Genomic DNA, 25,197 nt, shown 5'->3' with positions numbered 1-25,197 from the left:
TATAAGAAGGAGGCCCATGCACACCTATAAAGTGTTGATCATCGGCAGCGGTTTTGGCGGCCAATGTGCCGCGATCAACCTGCTCAAAGCCGGGATCGACGATTTTCGCCTGCTGGAGCGAAGGGACTTCTTTGGCGGCACCTGGTGCCAGAACACCTACCCCGGCGCGGCGGTGGACGTGCCGTCGCCGCTGTATTCGCTGTCGTTTGCGCCATACCGCTGGTCGCAGATGTTCGCCGGGCAGGCCGAACTGCAGCGCTACACCGAGCACGTGATCGAGCAGTTCGGTTTGCGCGAGCGCGTCGAGTTGCAAGCCAACGTCGAGCGCGTCGAATGGGATGACACACAAAAACGCTGGGCCGTGCACACCGCCAGCAAAGGCACCTTTTATACGCAGTTCCTGATCAACGCCACCGGGCCATTGAGCCAACCGGTCATCCCGCACTTTCCCGGCCAGGATCGCTTTCAAGGCAAGACTTTTCATACGAACAACTGGGATCACAGCTACGACTATCGCGATAAACGCGTGGCCATCGTCGGCAGCGGCGCGAGTGCGGTGCAAGTGATTCCGGCCATTGCGCCGCAGGTCGAGCAACTGCACGTGTTCCAGCGCACGCCACACTGGGTGCTGCCCCGCGCCGATCGCCAGTTCGGACCGCTGCAACGCTGGCTGCTCGGCCGCAAACCCGCGTACAAACTATTGCGCTGGCTGATTTACTGGCAGTTCGAAACGCGGGTTATCGCGTTCAAATACTCGAAAGCGGCGATTCACTTGGTCCAGCAGCACGCCCTGCGTTTTCTCAAACGCCAGGTGCCGGACCCGGCGCTGCAGGAGAAACTCACCCCGGACTTCACCATCGGCTGCAAACGGGTGCTGGTGTCCAGTACCTATTACCCGGCGCTGAGTCGTGCCAACGTCACCTTGCACACCCGCGAGCAAGGCATCGCGTCCATCGACGAAACCGGAATCAACACTCAGGACGGCCAGCATATCGATGTTGATCTGATTGTCTGGTCGACCGGTTACGACGCCACCGATGGCGTGATTTCCTACCCGGTCAGTGGAAAAAACGCCGTGCAACTCAGAGATGTCTGGGCGCAATACCCGCGCGCGTATCTGGGCACCAGCCTGCCGGACTTTCCCAACCTGTTTATCGTCACCGGCCCCAACACCGGCATCGGTCACACCTCGGCGCTGTTCATCATCGAATCGCAGATGAACTACATCCTCGACTGCATTCGTACCGTGCAGGCCAAGGGTCTGCGCAGCATCGAAGTGCGCCCCGAAGCGGAACGTACCTACACTGAGATGATTCACCGGGAAATGGAGCGCACGGTCTGGAAGTCCGGCGGCTGCCACAGTTGGTATCAAAGCAAGAGCGGTCATGTGATCGCGATGTTTCCCGGCTTCAGTTTCAGCTATCACCGCTTGACCCGGGCGCTGAAACCGGCCGACCACATTCTGTCCTGAACACGTAAAAGGAAGACGTCGATGCTTTTGCTGTTTGTCGCCCTCGCGGTTTTCGTGGCCTGGAGCTGGTTGAGCTATCCGGCGGTCGGTCATTGGCTGTATGACCTGAACATGGCCATCGAGGCCAAGTTGTACAAATTGCACAAGATCGAAGTGCCGATTACCGAGATGACCGTCTCGACCTGGCAGGGCGGGCCGTATGAAGCGGCCAGCGCGATTCTGATGCTGCATGGCTACAGCGCCGACAAAAACCTGTGGCTGCGTTTTTCCCGGCACTTCGTGCGCCAGTATCGGGTGATCATCCCGGATCTGGCCGGTCATGGCGAAACCGGCTTCAAGGCCGGCGGCGGCTATGACATTCCGTTGCAGGCCAAGCGCATGATCCAGTTGCTCGACGTTTGCGGCGTGGAGAAAGTCCATGTGATCGGCAACTCGATGGGCGGCTACATCGCGGCGTGGCTGGCGGCGACTTATCCCGACCGGATCGCCTCGGTGGCGCTGATCGACCCGGCGGGCGTCACCGCGCCGCAGGCCAGCGACATGGAGCGGCATCTGGCACGCGGGCATAATCCGTTTCTGATCAATTCGCGGGAAGAGTTTCGGCGCTTTTATGCGATGACCATGGAATCGCCGCCGTGGGTGCCGAACCTGGTGCTTGACGCCATCGCCCAGCGCTACGAACAACAACGTGATGAACTGGAAGAGATCTTCCGCGATTTTCGCGCCAGCCCGCCGATGGAGCCGAAACTGGCCGACATCAAATGCCCGGCGCTGTTGCTCTGGGGGCGCAAGGATCGGCTGATCGACGTCAGCAGCGTTCCGGTGTGGAGCAAGGGCATCGCCAATTTGCGCGTGGATGTCTGGGATCACGTCGGGCATATGCCGATGGTCGAACAGCCGGGAAATACGGCGCGCCTGTATCGCGAGTTTTTGGGAAGCCAAAGATGACAACGCACCCTGCCCCCGATCGTTCCCACGCTCTGCGTGGGAATGCCTCAAGGGACGCTCCGCGTCCAGTGACGCGGAGCGTCACGGGCTGCATTCCCACGCAGAGCGTGGGAACGATCAAACGATCAAGGGTAAGGGCCTGAGATGAACATCCTTTATGACGAACGCCTCGACGGCCCGTTGCCGCAGGTGAACAAGGCTGAGTTGCTCAAGGCTCTGCAGCACGCCGTGCCGGACCTCGACATTTTATGGCGCGAGGAGGAACTCAAACCCTACGAATGCGACGGCCTCTCCGCCTACCGCACCACGCCGATGCTGGTCGCCCTGCCCCGTCGACTCGAGCAGGTGCAAACCCTGCTCAAACTCTGCCATCAACAGCACGTCCCGGTGGTGGCCCGTGGCGCTGGCACCGGGTTATCCGGCGGCGCCTTGCCGCTGGAACAGGGCCTGCTGTTAGTGATGGCGCGCTTCAATAATATTCTGCACATCGACCCGGCAGCCCGCACCGCGCGGGTTCAACCGGGGGTGCGCAATCTGGCGATCTCCCAGGCAGCGGCGCCCTTCGGCCTGTATTACGCGCCGGACCCGTCCTCGCAAATCGCCTGTTCGATCGGCGGCAACGTCGCGGAAAACGCCGGCGGTGTGCATTGCCTCAAGTACGGCCTGACTGTGCACAACCTGCTGAAAATCGAAGTACTGACCATCGAAGGCGAACGCCTGACCCTGGGTGCAGACGCCCTCGATTCAGCGGGTTTCGATTTGCTCGCGTTGTTCACCGGTTCCGAAGGCTTGCTGGGGATCATCACCGAAGTCACGGTCAAACTGCTGCCCAAACCCCAGGTCGCGAAAGTCCTGCTGGCCAGTTTCGACTCAGTGGAAAAGGCTGGCCGCGCGGTCGCCGAAATCATCGCGGCAGGGATCATTCCCGGCGGTCTGGAGATGATGGACAACCTCGCTATTCGCGCCGCCGAAGACTTCATTCACGCCGGTTACCCGGTCGATGCCGAGGCGATTCTGCTGTGCGAACTCGATGGCGTCGAAGCCGACGTCCACGACGATTGCCAACGGGTGCGCGACGTCATGACCGCGGCCGGCGCCACCGAAGTGCGTCAGGCCCGTGACGAAGCCGAGCGCGTGCGCTTCTGGGCCGGGCGCAAGAATGCCTTTCCGGCCATCGGGCGTTTGTCGCCCGATTACTACTGCATGGACGGCACCATTCCGCGCCGGGAATTGCCCGGTGTCCTGCAAGGCATCGCCCGCCTCGGCGAAGAATACGGTTTGCGCGTGGCCAACGTGTTTCATGCCGGCGACGGCAACATGCACCCGCTGATCCTGTTCGACGCCAATCAACCGGGCGAACTGCACCGCGCCGAAGCCTTGGGTGGCAAGATTCTCGAACTGTGCGTGCAGGTCGGCGGCAGCATCACCGGAGAACACGGCGTCGGCCGCGAGAAAATCAACCAGATGTGCGCGCAATTCAACAATGATGAACTGCGCCTGTTTCACGCGGTAAAAGCCGCGTTCGATCCCCAAGGCCTGCTCAACCCCGGCAAGAACATCCCGACCCTGCACCGCTGTGCCGAATTCGGTGCGATGCACATTCACGCCGGACAATTGCCCTTCCCCGAACTGGAGCGTTTCTGATGGCCGATGTTGACGCCGCCAGCGCCCTGCTCGATCAGGTCAACGAGGCCCGGGCGAATGCCACGCCGCTGAAAATCCAGGGTGGCAACAGCAAAGCGTTTCTCGGCCGCGAGGTGGCCGGCGAAGTGCTCGACACCCGTGCCCACTGCGGCATCGTCCGTTACGAGCCGACAGAATTGGTGATTACGGTGCGCGCCGGCACGCTGTTGTCCGAGCTGCTGGCGACGCTGGATGCTGCCGGACAAATGCTGCCCTGCGAGCCGCCGGCGTTCGGCGAAGGCGCCACCGTCGGCGGCATGATCGCCACGGGGTTGTCCGGGCCACGCCGACCGTGGTCTGGCTCGGTGCGCGACTTCGTCCTCGGCACGCGGGTGATCACCGGTCTTGGTCAGCACCTGCGTTTCGGCGGCGAAGTGATGAAAAACGTCGCCGGTTATGACCTGTCGCGACTGATGGCCGGCAGTTACGGCTGCCTCGGCGTGCTCACCGAAGTGTCGCTGAAAGTCCTGCCCAAACCGCGCCAGTGCCTGAGCATTCGCCTCGATATGGCATGCGCACAGGCGCTGGCGAAGCTTGCCGAGTGGGGTCAACAACCGTTGCCAATCAGTGCCGCGTGCCACGATGGCCAGAGCCTGTATCTGCGTCTTGAGGGCGGTGAAGGCTCGGTGACGGCGGCGCATCAACGACTCGGTGGTGAGCCACTGGACTCGCAGTTCTGGGGTGATCTGAATGAGCAACGGCTGGCGTTTTTCGATGAAGGCCGGCCGTTGTGGCGCTTGTCATTACCGAACAATCTCGGGCCACTGGACTTGCCCGGCGAGCAGTTGATCGACTGGGCCGGCGCGCAACGCTGGCTGAAATCAGACGCGGTGCACATCCACATTCTCGCGCAGGCACTAGGGGGCCATGCCACCTGTTTCAGCCACGGTGCCAGCGAGTCGCCGTTCCAGCCATTGCCCGCGACGCTGCTGCGCTATCACCGGCAACTCAAGGCGCAACTCGACCCGCAAGGACTGTTCAACCCCGGGCGGATGTACGCGGAGTTCTAGCCATGCAAACCACCCTCAGCGAACAATCGCGACAGCTGCCCCGCGCCGCCGAGGCGGAAAAGATTCTGCGCACCTGCGTGCATTGTGGTTTTTGCAATGCGACCTGCCCGACCTATCAGTTGCTCGGCGATGAACTCGATGGCCCGCGCGGACGTATCTACCTGATCAAGCAAGTGCTCGAAGGCGCGCCGGCAACCGCGCAGACACAACTGCACCTGGACCGCTGCCTGTCGTGCCGCAACTGCGAAACCACCTGCCCGTCCGGCGTCGACTATCACAACCTGCTCGACATCGGCCGCGCGGTGGTCGATCAAGCGGTGCCACGCCCGGCGGCGCAGCGTCTGTTGCGCGAGGGATTGCGCGCATTGGCACCGAATCCGGGATTGTTCAAAGGCTTGTTGCGGGTGGGCACGACGTTTCGGCCGCTGCTACCGCGAATCCTGGAAAGCAAACTGCCACAGCCTCAGCCGCTTTGCGGTTTGCGCCCCGCCCCGCGTCATGCCCGGCAGGTGTTGTTGCTTGAGGGCTGCGTACAACCGGGGTTATCACCAAACACCAATGACGCCACGGCGCGGGTGCTGGATCGCTTGGGCATCAGTGTCACGCCGGTGGCTGAGGCCGGTTGTTGCGGCGCGCTGGACTATCACCTCGACGCCCAGGCCAAAGGCCTCGACCGCGCCCGGCAGAACATCGATGCCTGGTGGCCGCACCTGCAAAACGGTGCCGAAGCGATTGTGCAGACCGCCAGCGGTTGCGGCGCATTCATCAAGGATTACGGGCATTTGCTGGCAGACGATCCGGTGTATGCGGCCAAGGCACGGGAAATCAGCGAGCGCACGCTGGATCTGGTGCAGGTACTTGCACAGGAACCGCTCGAACAGATCTGCGCTGCCACTGAACGGCGGATTGCCGTGCATTGCCCGTGCACGTTGCAGCACGCGTTGAAACTGGGCGGTGCGGTGGAAGCCGTGCTGACCCGCCTCGGTTTCAATCTCACCGCCGTGCCCGATGGCCATTTGTGCTGCGGCTCGGCGGGCACGTATTCGCTGACGCAACCGGTGCTGGCCCGGCAACTGCGCGACAATCGCCTCAATGCGCTGGAAAGCGGCCGCCCTGAGCTGATCGTCACCTCCAACGTCGGCTGTCAGAGCCATCTGGCCAGTGCTGGGCGCACCCGCCTGATGCATTGGATCGAACTGGTGGATCAGTCGTTGGCAGAATGAAGTTCGTAGGATTCTTCGTTTGCCCGCGTGCGAGAAGGCTGCGATCTTTTCCCTCATCCATTCCGTGACCGTGGCAGGAATTTTTTTCATGACCTTGCAGCCGTTCGTCAGCCCCGACCTGATCCGCCAACGCTTCTCCAAAGCCATGTCCGACATGTACCGCGAAGAAGTGCCGCTGTACGGCGCGCTGATGCAACTGGTGGAGCAGACCAATCGCGAGGTGCTTGCACGTCAGCCAGACATCGCCCGGCAACTCGACAGCACCGGCGAAATCGAACGGCTGGACATGGAGCGCCATGGCGCCATCCGCGTTGGCACCGCGACGGAACTGGCCACCCTCGCCCGCCTGTTTGCGGTGATGGGCATGCAACCGGTGGGTTATTACGACCTGACCCCGGCGGGCGTGCCGGTGCATTCCACGGCATTTCGCGCGGTGCATGAACAAGCGCTGCAAGTCAGTCCGTTTCGGGTGTTCACCTCGTTATTGCGTCTGGAGTTGATTGAAGATCCGCAGCTGCGCGCCTTTGCCGAATCCGTGCTGGCCAAGCGTTCGATCTTTACCCCGGAAGCATTACGCCTGATCGCGCAAGCTGAAACCGCAGGGGGACTGAATGAAAGCGAGACCGAGGCATTCGTCCTGCAGGCACTGGAAACCTTTCGCTGGCATCACAGCGCTACGGTAACTGCCGCGCAATATCAGACCTTGAGCGCCCAACATCGCCTGATCGCCGATGTGGTGGCGTTCAAAGGCCCGCACATCAATCACCTGACGCCGCGCACGCTGGACATCGACAGCGTTCAGGAACAGATGCCGGCCCATGGCATCACCCCGAAAGCCGTGATCGAAGGGCCGCCGCGCCGGGAGAGCCCGATCCTCTTGCGCCAGACCAGTTTCAAGGCGCTGGACGAGCCGATCGCCTTCACCGATCAAAGCGAAACCCTTGGCAGTCACAGCGCGCGATTCGGCGAGATCGAACAGCGCGGCGCAGCACTCACGCCCAAGGGCCGGGCGCTATACGACCGCTTGCTGAATGCCGCACGCGATGAACTCGGCGACTTCCCTAACGAAGCCAACGCCGCACGCTACAACGCGCTGATGGCCCAGCACTTTGGCGAATTCCCTGACAGTGTCGAGGGTATGCGTGAACAAGGGTTGGCGTACTTTCGTTATTTCGCTACGGAAAAGGGCCTCGCGGCAGGAGGACTTGGGCAATCGTCACTGGAGGACTTGTTGCGCGCTGGTTATGTGAAAGCTGAGCCGTTGGTGTACGAAGATTTTCTGCCGGTCAGTGCAGCGGGGATTTTTCAGTCAAACCTTGGCGATGCGGCGCAGGCGCATTATGGCGAGCATTCCAATCGGCAGGCCTTCGAGCAGGCACTGGGGCGCGCAACCATTGATGAGTTGGGGTTATATGCCGCGACGCAGCAGCGTTCGATTGATGAGTGTCTGTCCGCACTTTGCCGGTAACGGTCGAAAAGATCGCAGCCTGCGGCAGCTCCTACAGTTGGAATGCATTTTTCCTGTAGGAGCTGCCGAAGGCTGCGATCTTTTGCTCTTGAGGCAGCCGTTTCAGGCAAATGAAAGCATCTGGCCATTATGCGCAAGAAGTTGCGCACTTGATTTGCAAAAAAGACCTAGAAAACCGCTGAGAGCTTCGCCGTACAAGGCCTGCAGCCAAGTGCGCAAGAAGTTGCGCAGTACTGCGCAACTTCTTGCGCACTTTTGCGTTGGGCGAGCCTTTTATTTCTCACAAGCGCCTGAAAAATCAGACAAACACCCCGGCCCGCATGGTCGCCGCAATTGTTGGCACGCTCCTTGATAACAGTCAGGCACCCACCGGGCGATTTCGCCTCCCGGGCACCTTAAATTATTCCGCAAGGAGAGCACCCCATGGCAACACCAGCGTACATGTCGGTTACCGGCGAAAAACAAGGCCTGATCACTGCAGGCGCTTTCACCGCTGACTCCGTAGGCAACACCTACCAGGAAGGCCACGAAGACCAGGTTATGGTTCAGGCTTTCACCCACGACGTGATCATCCCGCGTGACCCGCAATCCGGTCAGCCAACCGGTCAGCGCGTTCACAAGCCAGTTGTGATCACCAAGGTCTACGACAAGGCTTCGCCTCTGCTGCAAGCTGCTCTGACCTCCGGCGAGCGCATGAGCGAAATCGTTATCCAGTGGTACCGTACTTCTGCTCAAGGTACTCAAGAGCACTACTACACCACCAAACTGGAAGACGCGATCATCGTCGCCATCAACAACAAAATGCACAACTGCCAGGATCCAGGCAACGCGCACTTCACCCACCTGGAAGAAGTGCAGTTCACCTACCGTAAAATCACCTGGACCCACGAAGTATCCGGTACTTCGGGTTCCGATGACTGGCGTGCTCCAGTCGTTTAATTACGGCTGATCGTTACAAGCATCGGCCAGCTCTGCTGGTCGATGTTGTTTTCGCAACTCCAGATTTTTGTGACAGCACGAGGAACAAGGGATGTTCGCGCCGGCCAATGAAACCCACTTTGCCCTGACCATCGAAGGTCTTTCCGCTGACTTTCAGGTGTTTACCCTGACCGGTCGGGAAGCCATCAGCCAGCCTTTTGTCTTTGAGGTGGAGCTGGTCAGTGAGCAGCCGTCGCTGGACCTCGAAACCCTCCTGCACAAACCGGCCTTCCTGCAACTGTCGCCTGACGGCAGCGGCATCCACGGCCAGATCTACCGCGCCGCGCAAGGCGACTCGGGCAAACGCCTGACCCGTTATTCGGTGACCCTGCGTCCGCAATTGTCCTACCTGGCGCATCGCATCAATCAGCGCATCTTCCAGAACCTCACCGTGCCAAAAATCATCGGCATGGTCCTCGAAGAGCACGGTATTCAAAGCAACGCCTACGAATTCAAGACCGGTTCGATCTATCCCGAGCGCGTCTACTGCGTGCAATACGATGAGTCGGACCTGCATTTCATCCAGCGCCTGTGCGAGGAAGAGGGTATCCACTACCACTTCGAGCACACGGCGACGGCGCACAAACTGGTGTTCGGCGATGACCAGACGGTGTTCCCGAAACTCAAGCCGGTGGCCTATCAGCAAGACTCCGGCATGGTCGCCAGCGACCCGGTGATCAAGCGCTTCGACCTGCGCCTGGAAACCCGTACCAGCCGCACCACCCGCCGCGATTACGATTTCGAAAAACCGCGCATCACCCTCGAAAGCGAACAGCGCGGCGACGCCCTGCCCGACCTCGAAGACTACGATTACCCGGGGCGCTTCATCGACCGCGAGCGCGGCAAACACCTGGCCAAACGCGCCCTCGAACGCCACCGCAGCGACTTCCAGCTCGCCGAAGGCAAAAGTGACCAGCCGTTGCTGGTCAGCGGCCACTTCCTCGCCCTGACCGCGCACCCGAAGGCCAAGTGGAACGACCTCTGGCTACTCACCGAAGTCCTCCACGAAGGCAAGCAGCCGCAAGTGCTCGAAGAGTCGGTGACCAGCGACACCACTGCGCTGAAAGACGATTTCCACCAGGGTTACCGCAACCGCTTCCAGGCCACCCCGTGGGACGTGCCGAACCGCCCGCCCCTGCGCCACCCGAAACCGCGCATCCTCGGCAGCCAAAGTGCCGTGGTCACCGGCCCGAAAGGTGAAGAGATCCACTGCGACCAGTACGGCAGGGTCAAAGTCCAGTTCCACTGGGACCGCGAAGGCCAGGCCGACGACAAGACCAGCTGCTGGCTGCGCGTCTCCAGCGCCTGGGCCGGCGCCCAGTACGGCGGCATCGCCATCCCGCGCATCGGCATGGAAGTGCTGGTGACCTTCCTTGAAGGCGACCCCGATCAACCGCTGATCAGCGGCTGCCTGTACCACAAGGAAAACACCGTCCCTTATGAACTGCCGGCGAACAAGACCCGCAGCACCTTCAAGACCCTCAGCTCGATGGGCGGTGGCGGCTACAACGAACTGCGCGTCGAAGACAAAAAAGGTCAGGAACAGATCTACCTGCACGCCCAGCGCGACTGGGACGAAAACATCGAGCACGACCAGAAAATCCGCGTCGGCAACGAACGCCACGACACCGTCGAGCAGAACAGCTACACCGAGTTCAAAGCCGAAGAACACCACACCGTCTACGCCGACCGCAAAGTCGAAACCCGCGCCAACGACCACCTCACCGTGGGCGTCAATCAGCACATCAAGATCGGCACCGGCCAGTTCATCGACGCCGGCCAGGAAATCCACCTGAGCAGCGGCATGAAAGTGGTGATGGAAGCAGGCGCAGAGCTGACCCTGATCGGCGGCGGCAGCTTCATCAAGATCGATGCCGGCGGCGTGACCATGAGCGGCCCGGTGATCAACATGAACTCCGGCGGCAGTCCCGGCAGCGGCACCGGCGCCGCCCCGCTGATGCCTGGCATCCTCAAACAGGCCGACGCCGACAAGGCCGGCCAGGTCCTGACCCCGGCCCAGATCAACACCCTCAAACGTAACGCGCCGTTCTGCGAAGAATGCGAAAAATGCAAGGCAGGTGCCTGTGCCATCTGATCGAATTACACCCAAGGATTGGCTGGCGCAACAACCGTTGCAAAATGGCGAGCGCCTGTACCTGATCATCAGTGCAGCAAGTGATTCCGACGCGCTGAAAAACCTGTACCTGACCGAACCCACCGCCCAGCTCATCCCGATCTGGGGCGGCACGCCCTACTCCACCTGGCAACCGGTGATGCCCTACGTCACCGAGCTCAAAGCCAATTCCGCGTTCCTGCCGTGGATCGCTGAAACCGATGCCCTCGAATGGGGCTGGCTGGCGGTGTCGCGCTCGGAGCCGAACGACGTGTTCGAGCACTTGCGCAGTCTGACGCAGGTGAAGATGCCGGACGGGACCGAGGTGTTTTTCCGGTTTTGGGATGGGCGGCATATTTACCCGATTCTGCATGGGCTTGGGGAGAAGGCTGGGGAAGTGATGCCGGTGTTTGAGCGGTATTTGATTAATGGGCAAGCGCTGGAGGTTGGGACGCGGGTTGTGCCGAGGGTGAAGGATTGGCCTTGGTGGGAGGTACCGAAGCCGTTGCTGGATGGCTTGGCCAAGGAAAACCCGTCAACGCTGATCAGCAACCTGATGCAGTGGCTGGAAGAAGATCGCCCGGACATCTACACCGCTTGGCCCGAAAACAACCTGAAGTTGAAAGTCAGCCGTTTCGTGCGCCGCCCGAATGCGCCGGACAATCTTAAAGAAGCACTGTTAAACCACCTGATTCTGGAGCAAGGCTGATGATCGCAAAGGAACGCATTGCCTTCGTTGACAACCAACTGAAGAATTTCAAGAACAGCCTGACGATTTACCAGAAACAAACTCATTCCTGGTATGCAAGTCTGGCTGATGAAGTCAGCCACAAAACCAACAAACCTTCCCTGCTGGGCATGGAGCGCATCATCAAAGCCGGCGGTTCATCAACCGCGGTGAGCATGACAGATGGCAACTTTAGCGTTGTGGCCAAGTGCCCGCTGAAAGGGCCTCTACTGATCGAGAGCAAGTTCGAATCGCTTTACGACATTCCTCTGGGCAATATTGAAGTTGAGGTAGTCGCAGAGGATGGCACCTCGACCCACAAGGTCAAACTGGACGCTCAAGGTAAAGCGAGTTGGTCAGATGGCGTACCGGGTAAACGCTACATAATCCGTGTTCACAACGAAGTGACACCAACGCAGATAAACACGCTGTTTGATTCTTACAAGGGGCTCAACAGCGAACTGGAAGGTTTTCTTCGCAAAAAATGGACGGGGCCCAACGGATATCGGCAGCAATGGTCCAGTCTGTCGCTCTCCGGTACCGTCATGGCTATTGGTAATGGCATCCTCGACGGTGGTTGGGAGGCAATTAAAGGCGTTTGGGATGGGATCAAACTTGTTCTCGATATCCTTCAAGATCCTGGAAAGTTTGGAAAAAAACTAGGCGAAGGTGCCCAAGAGCTAATCGATGTAGCAAAAACTGCCCCTGATGTCATGAAAAAGGCCATGCTTTTAGCCAGTGACGAAGCAGCGCTTTTCCTCATGATGCACACTGCGGTTATATGGCTGGCCAGCCTGCCACCGATGAAAACCGCAGGCGATGCCGCAAAAATGACTACGGCGGCTGTCGTGGGCATTGCCATCGATATCGTCATTTCCATTGTTTTGACAGTGGCCGCCGAAGGCACGGGCCTGATTTATCTCGCCGCACGGATCAAGAAATACGGAGAAATCGTCCTTAAAGCCGTTATTAATTTTGTTAAGTCAATCTTTGAAATTATTAAAGGCTTCATGGCATACGTTACCAAGTACGTTCCAGTGGCCGCGCGCGGTATTGGAAGGCAAGTTAAACAAGGCGTAGTGCAAGTTCGATTCGATGGTAAAGCAAACGCTCGTCTAGGTACTGGGGCGCACGGTGACGATGCTTCAAGACAAGCCACGACGCCCGCAAATAAAAGCGCTGAGCCCGTGTCTTGCACGCGCGTCGACAAATGCCCGGTTTCGATGGTTACCGGTGAAGAGTTACTGACGCTGACCGATGGTCAACTGGATGGTCTGCTACCGTTTGAGTGGACCCGCCTATACAGAACCAGCGCCGTGGAAATTGACTGCGGCTTGGGATATGGCTGGAGCCACGCACTGGCACATCGCCTCGAAATCAACGGCGACGAAGTCGTTTGGACCGACCACGAAAACCGCTCTACGCCCTTCCCGCTCCCGAGTGAACAACGTCCAGCCATCACCAACAGCCTCTCGCGAGCCGCCATTTTTCTCGGTGACGATCCCTCCGAACTGGTCCTGGCCCAAGCAGGTAAACGCCCATCGTTTTACCATTTCCGCTTTAACAGCAAAGGCGCAACTCTGATCGCCATCAGCGACAGCTATGGCAATCGACAGCACGTCACACGGGACATTCACGGCCGAATCAAACGTCTCGACAACGGTGCCGGCCGTGCCCTGCTTCTGCGTTACGACCGCAAACACATCATTGCGGTCGACTATCAGCAGTTTCTGCCTGCGGACAATCTTGAAGACACCTGGAACACCGTGCAGACGCTGGTTACCTACAGCTATGACGCCCAGCATCGCCTGATCGAGGCGAAGAATGCCGCCGGTGAAGCCGAACGCTATCGCTACAACGAACAGCACGTCATTCTCGAGCGGCAACTGGCGGGTGGTGCGGCGTTCTACTGGGAGTGGGAGAACGAAGGCAAACTGTCTCGCTGCACCCGTCACTGGGCCAACTTCTCGCAGATGGAAGCGCACTACGCCTGGGATGACAAAGGCAGCGTAACCGTAACCAACGCCGACGGCAGCGAAGAGGTGTACACCCACGATGATCAGGCGCGACTGATCAGCAAGGTCGACCCGGACGGCGCCGAGCATCTCAAGGCCTACAATGAAAAAGGCCAGCTGGTCGCGGAAAAGGATCCGTTAGGAGCGGTCACCGAGTACCGCTACGACGACAACGGCTTGATGACTGCCGTCATCCCGCCGGAAGACGAAGCCACCACGTACGAATACATCAACGGTTTCGTCAGCGATGTGCATCGCGGCAAGGCCAGTTGGAAGTATCAACGCAATCGTCAGGGTGATATCACCCAGCAGATCGATCCGGACGGCAATGCCACGCTCTACAGTTACGATCCCCAAGGGCGTCTGTTGGAGATTCGCCACCCGGACGGCAGCCGCCATCAACTCGGCTGGAACAACCTCGGCCAGTTGCTGGAAGAGCGCCTGCCCGATGGTGGCCAACGCAAGTATCGCTACGACGCACTGGGTCGGCAGATCACCCGTCAGGAAGAATCTGGCGCCATTACCCAATACCAGTGGGACGCCGCTAATCGCCTCGCCCAAGTCACAATGCCGGGCGGCGCAACCCGTGCATTTACCTATAACGCTTACGGTAATGTCACCGCTGAACGCGATGAACTTGGCCGCATCACCCGATACGAGTACGCCGACAACCTGCACCTCGTCAGTCGTCGCATCAATCCTGACGGTAGCCAACTGCTCTACCGCTACGACAACTCGCGCCTGCTGCTCACTGAAATCGAAAACGAGCGCGGCGAACACTACCAACTCAACTATTACGCCAATGGCCTTATCCAGCAAGAAACCGGCTTCGACGGCCGCCGCACGGCTTACGAGTACGACCTCAACGGTCAACTGCTGAAGAAAACAGAGTTCGGTGACGACGGCAGCGAACTGGTCACTGAGTACCAGCGCGACGCTGCTGGCCGACTGCTGGTGAAAACCCTGGCCGATGGCGAGGAAATCCACTACAGCTACGACGCCCTCGGTCGCCTCGTAAACGTCGACGACGGCCACTGGCCGCTCGCCTACAAATACGACCTGCAAGACCGCCTCATCGAAGAACACCAAGGCTGGGGCACCCTGCGTTACGAGTACGACAGCGTCGGTCAGCTCAAACACTGCCGCCTCCCTGACGGCAGCAAACTCGATTACCGTCACCAGCCCGGCGGGCAACTCAGCAGCATCGACCTCAATGGTTCGCGCCTGACCTCTCACCAGTTCAGCGCCGGTCGCGAACGACAGCGCCAGCAAGGCCTGCTGCTCAGCCAATACCAGTACGACGAGCAAGGCCGTCTGCAAGCACACACCGTCGGCCAGCGAGACAAGAACCTGTTCCAGCGTCGTTATAACTACGACGCCAATGGCAATCTCGCGGGTATCGATGACAGCCGCAAAGGCAATCGCAGCTACCACTACGACCCCCTCGACCGCCTAATCAGCGTGCGCGGCGCTACTCCGGAAAGCTTCGCCCATGACCCGGCGGGCAACCTGCTGGGCCAAAGCAATGAAGGCACCGCCAACCTCGCCAACGTCAAAAGCAACCGCCTGCTGATGCAGGGTGACCGCCATTATGACTACGACGCCTACGGCAATCTGATTCGCGAACGGCGTGGTACAGGTCAGAAACTGGTCACCGAATACCGCTACGACTGCCAACACCGCTTGATCGGCGTTAGCTTGCCGGGTGGCAGCATTGCAACCTACAAATACGATGCCTTCGGTCGACGGATAGAAAAAACCGTCGACGGCCACACTACTGAATTTCTGTGGCAAGGCGAACGCTTGATCGCTGAAAGCGCCGAGAACCGCTACCGCAGCTACATCTACGAACCGGGCAGCTTCCGTCCATTGGCGATGCTCGATGGCGAAGGCCCACTTAAAGCCACGCCGTTCTATTACCAACTCGACCACCTCGGCACACCGCAGGAGCTCACAGACTACAGCGGTGAAATCATGTGGTCGGCGAAGTATCGAGCCTACGGTAATCTCGCAGCGCTGGACGTCAGCGAGATCGATAACCCATTGCGCTTCCAGGGTCAGTATTTCGATGCCGAGACGGGGTTACATTACAACCGGCACCGCTACTACAATCCGGGGACTGGACGATTTTTGACGCCGGATCCGATCAAGCTTGCGGGTGGGTTGAATAGCTACCAGTACGTGCCGAACCCTACGGGGTGGGTGGATCCGTTGGGGCTAGCAAGTAAAGAGTGTGATGAGCCTGAACCCTATAACAACTCCGCTCATAACGCCGCCAAATACGAAGCCATGAAGCGTGATCTTAGAACGACTGAGGCTGCTAATCCCTTAGTCGAAAGTTTGCGGGCCACTGGTGATCTTCCCCCAAATTACGTTACAAAAGCTCAGGCAACACAAAGCGGATGGAAAAAAGGTAAAGCAGTCAACAATAGCGTTCCTGGTGGGCAGCTAGGCGGTGATGTTTTTTACAACGATACAAACGTACTTCCTTCAGCCCCCGGCCGAACCTGGTATGAAGCTGACGTCGGTCTCAATAACACGATGTCGCGGAGCAATCAGCCTGGAACCAGGCTACTCTACTCAGATGACGGACTGCTTTACATCACAAGTGACCATTACGAAACTGTCACCCCTATTGGAAAGTGGAAGTAAATCAAAATGATAGTTGAGCTTGATGGATTATCCATCTCATCTGAGCAAGAATTCCATAAGCGGATAGCGTCTGCTTTTTCTGTTACTCAATACTACGGAAATAATCTTAATGCGCTTTGGGATCTACTCAGTACCGACGTAGAGCGCCCAATTGAATTAATTTGGATAAACTCAAAACATTCAGAAGAGCTAATGGGTGACTCGTATAGAAAAATATTAATCATTCTCGATCGAGTAAAAAATCAAGATGAAAGCTTTGGGCTGGATGAGAAATTCAGTTACCAATTGAAATAGTAAAGGTGTAACCGGGGAGGAAGTCACATTTTGTTTTGTCTGAAGATGGTCTTCCCCGAACTGCCATCCACCCTCTCGCGCTCTAAACGTGTCTTATCCTGATCTGTCACTCACGACAAAATGGGGGCAGACCCTGAGGGATCCCCACAAACCTATCCCAATGCATGTGCTTGTTGATGTACCTCGTCTCGCAACGCGTGCTCAAGTCTCTCCAAGGTTTTTCGAGACGTTGAGCCACGCCCGCTGCACCAGTATTCCAACCCCAGTCGCCACAGCGACAACACCCGCCGACGTTTAAGGCTATTGCTTTGAAAGCGGAGCTCCTGACCTGCTTCGCGGGCCTGTGACCCGGTTAAACAGATGATGTAGTTAGCCAATGCGGAGATCAGCAACAGCACTTCAATTCGGCGCGGACAGTGACTTCGATGGCGAGTTAAGCCCATACCGAAGTGCTCGCTTTTCACATCTCGGAAGCCTTCTTCTATCTGCATCCGCTGCTTGTAAATCGCCACGATTTTCGATGGATTCCATTGATCCTCTGGCAGGTTACTGGCTAGCAACCACGGCTCTCGTTCACGATTAGCCGATTGCCTGCTGAGCTTGTTTTTGGCGATTGAACCGGTGACGCGTTGATGCTTTCGCCCCTTGGCCCGGTGTCGGACGCAGTACAAATTAATGAAATGCGGAGCACTTTGGGTCATCTCAATATGGCCCAGCGACTTCGGTGAAGACGACGCCAACGCGTAAAGGTTTTTCACTGGCAACCAGGTGTTTGAGTCGCTGCGGTAGAGATCGCGGTTACGCACCCGAGCCACGTAATACCAGCCTTGCGCCTCGACAGCCCTGATCCAAGGTCGTCGAAAACCGGCATCGGCCACAAGGACCGGCAAACAGTCTTTGGGGAGCAGTTCAGCCAGCGTTTGCAGCAAGCGTTTTTGATATTTTGGGCATCCTTCACGCTCATGAACACTTTCGTAAATTGGGAACGAGCGCCCAGCCAGCGGAATGGCGGCGCGTAACAAAAAGAACTCTCCCGCCGCGTCAATCGGTGACCAGTCGACCAGGATCAAGGGGTGTTTCAGGGATCCCAGCAGTGCTCGCAACATGACCCAGTAAAACAGCGAACGTTCTGTTTGCAGATGGCGATTTCCCAATAACCGACCCACTCGCTCGATGGCATGTTTGGGGTAAGCCTTGCCTGACATGAATCGCCCAAGTCTTGTCAGCGTCAGACGACGACCGCGCAGTAATGAACTGACACAACACATTAGCGTTTTCAGACGACGAGAGTGGACAGTGGGAAGTGCTTGAGCGAGCGCGCTGTGTAAGAGTCGGATGGCCTGCATGGGATCGGGATCTTGTTTTTGTGTGGTGCAATACAAGCTGCCGCCCCGTGCAGGTCTCTTCAATTCCCAACTTCTTGATTTCTCGTAGGAAAAAGCGGGGATTTCTCAGAATCTGTCCCCTTTTCTCCTAGAAAGCAGGTGAAGCTTATAGATCATCAGGTTCAATAACGCTTAAAGAGGATGGTACGATCATGCTAATACCAACTAGAGAATTTCCATGATATTTAAATCAGCCGGCGCAGAAGTCAATCTAAACACGGTCACTTACAGGAGCCTTGGCTTCGGCGAGAAATTAATTCTCGAAACAAAAAAATACGAAATGACAATAAACAACGATGAATTCCCGGAAAACTTCATCAACCATGCAAACTCATTTATTGCCGAATGCAAAATTGATGACTCTGAGCAAGGCTACGCTGACATTCTCGAACTAAAAAAACTAGGTTACCCAACCTTTAATGAAATTTTAAAAGACCATCACAATTTGGCTGCCAACCTTATAAAAAATTATCTTTACTTCGAGCTTTTTTACTTTCTACTCCCCAACTCAAGAGAACTTGAAGTAGTTATTAACAGCATCGAAGACATAAAATCAGATGGAAGATCAATTGCAATAACGGGCGACACGTATCCAGTTCAGAAAATTTAGAAAATAAAACTACAACTCAAAGGAGAAAAACTACAATTGCAATGAGACAAAACGGGGACATACCACGGTTTCTTTTTTTGTGTCTATAATCTACCCTCTGGAACCTCTCCCCTTTCTCGGCATTTAACAAGGTCTATCCTTGAATAAAATACTTTGGGTTACTGATGATGTAGCCGCAACACCAGGTGTTCTTATGCGAGAAATGGATGGAGTTAAAACTACCCTACACACCAAAACAGTTGACGGTGTGCAGTGGCAGATACTGAAAGACAACGGAGTTGTAACCTCTTCATTCCCGGCCGGCGATTCGCCTATGTCCCCACCAATTTAAGTCGAGATCAATCATGAGCAGCAAAGTTTACGAAGAATATAACTACTGGCTTGGAGCGAATAAAGACTCAAATTGGAACGAGTACATTACTGAACAGGTAGCTCATGGCGTTTTAGGGAAATTTAACGCCATGGACTGGCAACAACTTGATGAAACAATTCTTTTAAAAGAGGAATACTGGCAAGAAAGAAGCGCTACTGCTCTCGGAGAGTTGCGATCGCCCGAAGCGATAGAGCTATTAAAAAAACTTCTTGACTCCAGGTTCTCCGAGGTAGCAATCGCCGCAGCTTCCGAACTTGATTGGACTGAAGTAGTTATTGAGGAGAAATACTCTAATAAAATTCAGCGAATCATAGACAATCTAACCGATGAAGAAGTTGAATCTTACCCTGAACTCAAAAACCTACTAAAAAAATCACAAAATCAGGCTTCCTAATACAAAACTGAAAGTCTGAGTTTTTTAGACGAATAAAAAGCCTCTATAAGTACGGACACTGCTTGAACTTCGTCAACCTGCTGGAGAGAAACACCACAACTACAGGATGACTATATCACCGAACTGTAGTGGTAGGGCAATCGCGTGAACGCCGGAAGTAATCCTGACTAAAAAGTGAATAGATTTATTTTCTACAAACTGAAAATAAGTCTGTCCCTTTTCGTCAAACGTGATGGAGCAATCCAAGCTTAGGACAACAATCGTGTCTACATGGTACCTGCCAAAAAAAGCCATTAAGCCAACTTGAGACTGAAGATAAGTATTAAATTGGCAGAGGACGTGGCAGAGACCACATTGAAACAGACGTGCCGGACTCTCAACTGGATGGTTAAAAAACCCTAGATACGGCACAATGGCGCTTACGATCAAAGAAAATGCGAAGCTAGAAAATCCAACATTCAACCGGCGGAAATGATGCTAGAAAAAAACAAACAGATAATAGTTAATGGAAAAGATGCACTCGAAGTTCTAGCAGACATCGAGTTCATCCTAATTTCACTACACAAAATGGGAAGCTACTACGCGGACAAACCCGTCGAAGATTACCGAAAGGCCACCACCGACTTTATTGATAATGAAAAGGTTACTCAGCGCCTTGCCAAAGTAAGAAAAATCATCAGCAAGAACTTTGACTCAACACTTGGAGATGATGATATGGATGATATAGAGCGCCACTTGGAAGAAATTAAATTCTGGAAGCCCTAAAAGCCATATTCGAGCGTAATCGGGGACAAACCCTGGGGGATACCCACAAATCCACTCTAGGTTCTGGGCCTGATGATGCACCTCATCGCGCAAAGCTTTTTCCAATCTTCCCCAGTCTTCGCTGCCTCCGAACTCTATGCACCTACGCCAATTTTCCAGCCCCTTTTTTTCAAAAAACTAACAAAGAGGAAAAAATGAGCGATGAACATGAATAAGATAATAACGTTCGGAGGAACAATAACCTTCGACGATCTCTCCACATTAACTGGATCCGACATCGCACTTATAACCGAGGAACTAAAAGAGGACCTTTTACAGGCATCGCTGCCACCCGAACAAATAATAGATATTGGATGGCACCCAGAATTCAGCGAAAATGGCGCCTTTAGAATATCGCTAATCTCAGATAAAAACTGGAAGTCGCCCATATACAGCGAAAGTGCGAAAACTTGGGCCGAACTTGAAAAAGCGCTAGATCACGCCCTGAATCTAATAAAAACAGCGTAATCTTTATGCAGTCGAGAATAAACCCTTCATAAAAATGCAACTTTCGAAAACTGCAGGTCTATTTCCTGCTTATCATTACAATAATAAAAAATAAAAAAGCGGGCAATTAAAAAGAGGACAGATTTATTTTCTCGTAGACCAAGGATATAGAAATGCCGAAGAATTCAACTCGACAACCGCGAAGGATTACTTTTAAAACCCTCAAGGCAAAGAGTCTTATTACCATTGGGATGATACGCCGGCATCTAATTTTTAGACTAGAAAAGTTTATATAGCAAATCATAGCCCTACTGACCCACATGCGGCTACACCACACTTGCAACTGTACCCGAAAGATGGAAAAGTAATTCGAATCCATTGGCCAAACCTATTTGAAGGTCAAAAATGACAGAACAGAAAAAAAAATCCCACGAGGTGTATGGTATGGTCTCGATGGAACGGGTTACGACATTATCGCCCAGGAAATAATATCCGAAGACCCACTACTGAGAAAATGGATTTCAATATACGCAATTTATAAATATCAATTTACAGAGGGCCCACACCAATATTTCGATTTTATTAACAACTCAAAAAACTCAAAATATGCACTAATAATATTTACGATACCCGTCGAAAAAATCAACACAAACGACGGACTTGACGACAGAGACATCATCATATCTGAAATAAAAACCATGGATTCTGAGGAAGAAATAAACACATCCCTGGCCACATTAAAAATCAATCCAGAATTGTTTACCCCCCCATGGCGATGCGATTATCCACTTTAAACAACAATCGCGCTAATGGGGACAGACTACGGTTTATTATTCAGAAAGTAACCTACCCTGAGGGATCCCCGATTTCCCTTAGAAATCAAAGAAGAAAGGGGACAGATTTATTTTCTACACTAAAAAATCTGCCTCCTTTCTTGATCCGCCTTACTATATTCAACAGATACAGAACATTCATTGACACCGAATAAAATCAGAGACAACAAAAATGAACATTTTTTACACTTGCGAATCAGGCATCCAGCTGTGTGAACAGCCAGCAAACTCACTGACTCCGGATTTTATGAGTTTTACTGTTTTTTGTGCATCGACTCCAGAATCATGGGCATTTGTTGAGAAAATCGAGTCCTTCATGTTTGACTCATGATGGCCAAGCGTTCCTCACGTATATAACGACAGAAAGCGCTGGCACATTCTCGCCTCAACGTTCCGCCGCAATGAGGCTTTCTGCCACCTCATACTTAACCACCACCCGATTCCGATACAACCTCACCCTCTCCACCAATTCCCCAACCTGCCCCTTCTCCCGCACCTCCCGCCAAATCTCATTCTCCCGATAAACGCTTACCCCCTCCCGCACAAACCGATGCGCCTCTTGAAACACGTGATAGCGATATTCCCTAACCCGATCACACAACAACTCCCCTTCGAGTTGTGTCTCGCCGACGTTCAACTTCAGCTGAAAGTGCCGATCCGTCGGGTTATGCAGCACCAGATCAACGTAGTTATAGAAAATCGCCGCGCCAGAGCCGAACGGCAGCACCCGCCCTTCATCTGGAAACGGGTCGAAGCTGTGGTTGGAGCGTTCAACCACCACCAGCGGTGAATGGATGGCCATCCAGTGAATCAGGTTGCTCAGTTGGCAAATGCCACCGCCTACCCCGCGTCGTGCCTCGCCGAAAGACAGTTCCATGCCTTCAACGTAGCCGCGCTTCACAGTCGGGCGGCCGACGAGGCGGCAGAAGGAGAAGTGTTCGCCGGGGGCGATGATGACGCTGTCGATGGCGGCGACGGCGAGTTTCAGGTTGATGACTTTGTTGTGTTGCAGGGCGAGGTCGGAGTCGCCGAGTTTGCGGATGAGTTTCGAGGTGTGTTTGAGGTAGCGAAATGGCAGACGCTCGGCTACGGCGACGGGGCGTGCGTAGCGTTTGCCGGAACAGCGCCAGGCAATCTGGCGGAACAGTCTTTTTTGCCACACGCGCAGCCAGTACAGGGCCGGGTGGTAAAGGGAAAGTGGTTTCATCCGTGACACAACGGCGCGCGCCGTTTCTTCCTTGAACCGTGAGAGGGGTGCGCATTTTATCCGCTAATGACCGGCAGCACCTCATGCATTTCATAAGACCAGCGGTCTCAATTCGACACACTCTGCTAGCCAGCCTATCGGCAAATTAAGGTTCGACTAAGGTTGCCTCGCTACGATCGCGGCCACGAAACCCTGTCGCCCTTGTATCGCAGATGAGTCCTTCTGACATGAAAGCGTTTGATTTACCAACCCAGCCAGCGTCGAATTTCAGCCTTGTCTTGGTAAATTACAAAACCCCGGACATCACCCGAATGTGCCTCGAGCTTTTGCGTGAGCATGTCCAGGAACAGCGCATTCCGGTGTGGGTGGTGGATAACGATTCGGCGGATGCCAGTGTGGATTACTTGCGCTCGCTCGACTGGATCAACTTGATCGAACGGCCTTCGCCAGGCAAGGAACCCGGCCATATTGCACACGGTAAAGCACTGGATCTGGCGCTGGAAAAAGTCGACACCGATTATCTGTTTCTGTTGCACACCGATACCTTTGTCTACGACAAGGAAGTGTTTGCAATGATGATGCGCGAATGCACAAAAAAACCGGATATGGCCGCAGTCGGTTGTGTCGAACAACTCAATCGGGGGATTGTGCGTGACACTTGGCGTTTAACTTCGCGTTTCTGCAAGCACTATGTCCGTAAAGCAAAAGTGCGTCTGGGCCTGCGCTCGAAAATGCCTAGACCCTACAAAGAAACTCATCTGAAAAGTTTCTGCACATTGTGGAATGCGCGTTTGATGAAGTCCCTGGGCCTGCACTTCTGCATGGATGAGCAGGTACCGGGTTATGCGCTGCAAGACCGAATGAGCAGCCTGGGCTATGGCATCAAGTTTCTGTCGCCGCGCAAGATTTTCAGCTATCTGGATCACATCCAGTCAGGAACCGTCGCAGCTGCGGGCACCTACGGGGAAAATCACCGCAGAACAAAAATGTATCAAGCCACGCTGAAGCGCTTCCAAGGGCAGCAAGGCAAGCCTGAGGCGCAAACCTCGGTTTAATGTACGGCCAACAAAAAGGGCGACTATAAAGTCGCCCTTTTTGTTTGCAGAAATTGTATACAACTACTCCGAAGAGGTGTTCGCCCAGTGTAATGGCCTGGCAATCCATGCACCGGTAAAGAGCCCTGACACTGGGCGAACGGGAAGGATTTTAATAGAAGTTGGCGCATATGTCCTCATTCTTGAATATGAAATTTATGTACGAAAACGTTAATAGATATTTATCGACGATTTCTTTCACGAGACTTTCAAAAACGCCAAGCTGAACTAATAGTATGACTACTCTCATACAAAAACTGTACAAGAGTAGTCACCTTGTAGAGTTAAAACTCAACTTTCGTGTTGACTGGTCACTTCTAAGATATCGGTGTAAGTGACAATAACGCTCTGTCCTTCTTTCAGATCTTTCAGCTTGGCTTGAATTTCAGGCTCTTTCACCTCGAGAACTTTCGATACGCCCGCCGGGTTTTGCAGGGTCACCTGATTTTTCTTCAAATCAATTCTGGTGATTTTCAGTTGCACCTGAACCTGACGGTACGCTTCGCCACCGGGGTTGTCGCTGCCCGGGGCCTTACGCAACTCACCGGTACGTTCGGTAGTGCCAGGCAGACCTTTATCCACATCGGTGTCGAGGTAAGCGGCGACAGAACGCTGTACCTTGATGCTGACCTGATCGCCGGCCTTGAGATTGTCGAGGTTTTTCGCCTTGTCGCTCAGTTGAACGTGAACCGGCTTACCTTCGGCACCTTCGAGCACAACCTGATGGTTTGGCGGCATCGACGGAGATTACTTTGGTGGTGACCTGATCCGCTTCAACAGTGGCGGACAACGGAATATCGGCAGCCAGGACGCCGAAGCTGGTGGCGGACAGAACGGTTGCGAGGGTGATGGCCTTGGCCAGTGCGTCGAGCTTCATAAGCAATACTTTCCCTGTGATGAATGGCAGCACCCGGCGCCAATGTGCAACCGACGCCGAATGTGCCACTGAGCATAGACGCTGTTCAGGGCTTGGCTTTGGTTGGTGTCGAGGAGGTCTGTTGTTTTGCGAGGTCCTGCGCGGTGGATTCGCCGCTGGGCGTGCCTTTGCCAGTGTTTTCCCGCTGTTTCGGGTCGGTGGGGCGCAGGGCGTCGTTGTCGCGCTCGGTTTCGCCCGGTGGCCGGGGTTCGTCGGGGTGTTCGCCTTGGGTGATAGGTTTCATGGGGCAGTCCTCAGGCTTCGGGGTCGTCGAGTTCACGGGTGACGTTGATGGCGAGGGAATCCTTGTGCAGGTCGTCGGCCTTGGCGCGCAGGATCTGCCATTGCTCAAGGTCGATGGCGCCCTGGCCGAGCAGGTCGTCGGCGATGCGCTGGAGGTCGAGGTAATGCGCGTCAGGAGATTGCTGCCAGTAGCTTTCGTCGTCGAACAGACGTTGCCAGGTGGTCATGTCCGGGGGGGGCAGGTCGTCGCTCATGGCAAATCCTCGACAGGTTTCTCTGTAGAGGACAACACAGCAAGCCGAGTTCAAA

General features: G+C 55.2%; 21 protein-coding genes and 1 pseudogene. 17 read left to right on the top strand and 5 right to left on the bottom strand.

The annotated features are described in order from the left end of the window. The first annotated feature begins 16 nt into the window (after positions 1-16). From P3G59_RS11430 to P3G59_RS11380, 11 genes are all read left to right on the top strand, one after another. Complete coding sequence (locus P3G59_RS11430; protein WP_277761610.1) at positions 17-1,471, top strand: NAD(P)/FAD-dependent oxidoreductase; 1,455 nt, start codon at positions 17-19, stop codon at positions 1,469-1,471. A 21-nt stretch (positions 1,472-1,492) separates the two neighbouring features. Next, complete coding sequence (locus P3G59_RS11425; RefSeq protein ID WP_277761609.1) at positions 1,493-2,419, top strand: alpha/beta fold hydrolase; 927 nt, start codon at positions 1,493-1,495, stop codon at positions 2,417-2,419. A 144-nt stretch (positions 2,420-2,563) separates the two neighbouring features. Then, entirely contained in the window at positions 2,564-4,063 is a 1,500-nt protein-coding gene (gene glcD, locus P3G59_RS11420) for a glycolate oxidase subunit GlcD (protein ID WP_277761608.1), read from the top strand. After that, complete coding sequence (gene glcE, locus P3G59_RS11415; protein WP_277761607.1) at positions 4,063-5,112, top strand: glycolate oxidase subunit GlcE; 1,050 nt, start codon at positions 4,063-4,065, stop codon at positions 5,110-5,112. Before glcD ends, glcE begins: the two co-directional genes overlap by 1 nt. A gap of 2 nt (positions 5,113-5,114) precedes the next feature. Continuing rightward, positions 5,115-6,335: a glycolate oxidase subunit GlcF gene (glcF, locus tag P3G59_RS11410; protein WP_277761606.1), complete on the top strand. Its 1,221-nt coding sequence runs from the start codon at positions 5,115-5,117 to the stop codon at positions 6,333-6,335. 88 nt (positions 6,336-6,423) lie between these two features. Then, the gene (locus P3G59_RS11405; RefSeq protein ID WP_277761605.1) at positions 6,424-7,803 is read left to right on the top strand and encodes a VOC family protein; all 1,380 of its coding nucleotides are present in this window, start codon (positions 6,424-6,426) and stop codon (positions 7,801-7,803) included. A 423-nt stretch (positions 7,804-8,226) separates the two neighbouring features. Next, entirely contained in the window at positions 8,227-8,742 is a 516-nt protein-coding gene (locus P3G59_RS11400; RefSeq protein ID WP_007949952.1) for an Hcp family type VI secretion system effector, read from the top strand. A 91-nt stretch (positions 8,743-8,833) separates the two neighbouring features. Then, a complete protein-coding gene (gene tssI, locus P3G59_RS11395) occupies positions 8,834-10,876 on the top strand; it encodes a type VI secretion system tip protein TssI/VgrG (RefSeq protein ID WP_277761604.1) in 2,043 nt (680 codons plus the stop codon). Next, positions 10,866-11,603, top strand: coding sequence for a DUF4123 domain-containing protein (locus tag P3G59_RS11390; protein ID WP_277761603.1), 738 nt, complete (start codon positions 10,866-10,868; stop codon positions 11,601-11,603). Before tssI ends, P3G59_RS11390 begins: the two co-directional genes overlap by 11 nt. Beyond that, on the top strand, positions 11,603-16,288 hold the full coding sequence (locus P3G59_RS11385) for an RHS repeat-associated core domain-containing protein (protein WP_277761602.1): 4,686 nt from the start codon (positions 11,603-11,605) through the stop codon (positions 16,286-16,288). The genes P3G59_RS11390 and P3G59_RS11385 overlap by 1 nt, the downstream gene beginning before the upstream one ends. 6 nt (positions 16,289-16,294) lie before the next feature. Beyond that, entirely contained in the window at positions 16,295-16,582 is a 288-nt protein-coding gene (locus P3G59_RS11380) for a barstar family protein (RefSeq protein WP_277761601.1), read from the top strand. 152 nt (positions 16,583-16,734) lie between these two features. On the opposite strand, the gene P3G59_RS11375 is transcribed toward P3G59_RS11380, so the two are convergent. Next, entirely contained in the window at positions 16,735-17,928 is a 1,194-nt protein-coding gene (locus P3G59_RS11375; RefSeq protein WP_277762136.1) for an IS4 family transposase, read from the bottom strand. A gap of 217 nt (positions 17,929-18,145) precedes the next feature. On the opposite strand from P3G59_RS11375, the gene P3G59_RS11370 reads away from it, so the two are divergent. From P3G59_RS11370 to P3G59_RS11350, 5 genes are all read left to right on the top strand, one after another. Further along, positions 18,146-18,577: a hypothetical protein gene (locus tag P3G59_RS11370; protein ID WP_277761600.1), complete on the top strand. Its 432-nt coding sequence runs from the start codon at positions 18,146-18,148 to the stop codon at positions 18,575-18,577. Positions 18,578-18,921: 344 nt separating this feature from the next. Then, a complete protein-coding gene (locus P3G59_RS11365) occupies positions 18,922-19,344 on the top strand; it encodes a HEAT repeat domain-containing protein (protein WP_277761599.1) in 423 nt (140 codons plus the stop codon). A gap of 474 nt (positions 19,345-19,818) precedes the next feature. Next, positions 19,819-20,109, top strand: coding sequence for a hypothetical protein (locus P3G59_RS11360; RefSeq protein WP_277761598.1), 291 nt, complete (start codon positions 19,819-19,821; stop codon positions 20,107-20,109). Between the two features lie 207 nt (positions 20,110-20,316). Then, complete coding sequence (locus P3G59_RS11355) at positions 20,317-20,616, top strand: hypothetical protein (protein WP_277761597.1); 300 nt, start codon at positions 20,317-20,319, stop codon at positions 20,614-20,616. Positions 20,617-20,987: 371 nt separating this feature from the next. Continuing rightward, positions 20,988-21,389, top strand: coding sequence for a hypothetical protein (locus tag P3G59_RS11350; protein WP_277761596.1), 402 nt, complete (start codon positions 20,988-20,990; stop codon positions 21,387-21,389). 424 nt (positions 21,390-21,813) lie between these two features. On the opposite strand, the gene P3G59_RS11345 is transcribed toward P3G59_RS11350, so the two are convergent. After that, a complete protein-coding gene (locus P3G59_RS11345) occupies positions 21,814-22,635 on the bottom strand; it encodes a VanW family protein (protein WP_277761595.1) in 822 nt (273 codons plus the stop codon). 227 nt (positions 22,636-22,862) lie between these two features. Between P3G59_RS11345 and P3G59_RS11340 the strand changes: the two genes are divergently transcribed. Continuing rightward, complete coding sequence (locus P3G59_RS11340; RefSeq protein WP_277761594.1) at positions 22,863-23,690, top strand: glycosyltransferase; 828 nt, start codon at positions 22,863-22,865, stop codon at positions 23,688-23,690. Between the two features lie 330 nt (positions 23,691-24,020). On the opposite strand, the pseudogene P3G59_RS11335 reads toward P3G59_RS11340, so the two are convergent. The 3 genes and pseudogenes from P3G59_RS11335 to P3G59_RS11325 form a co-directional block, all read right to left on the bottom strand. Continuing rightward, positions 24,021-24,606: pseudogene (locus P3G59_RS11335) on the bottom strand (hypothetical protein). 85 nt (positions 24,607-24,691) lie between these two features. After that, positions 24,692-24,889 (bottom strand): hypothetical protein, encoded by a 198-nt coding sequence (locus P3G59_RS11330; RefSeq protein ID WP_277761593.1) that lies wholly within the window; start codon positions 24,887-24,889, stop codon positions 24,692-24,694. A gap of 10 nt (positions 24,890-24,899) precedes the next feature. Further along, a complete protein-coding gene (locus P3G59_RS11325) occupies positions 24,900-25,142 on the bottom strand; it encodes a hypothetical protein (RefSeq protein ID WP_277761592.1) in 243 nt (80 codons plus the stop codon). Positions 25,143-25,197: the final 55 nt, after the last annotated feature.

Origin of the sequence: Pseudomonas sp. A34-9 (assembly GCF_029543085.1) — a bacterium.
In the GTDB taxonomy this organism is placed as follows: Bacteria; Pseudomonadota; Gammaproteobacteria; order Pseudomonadales; family Pseudomonadaceae; genus Aquipseudomonas.
This window is presented reverse-complemented; position numbering and strand designations above follow the sequence as displayed.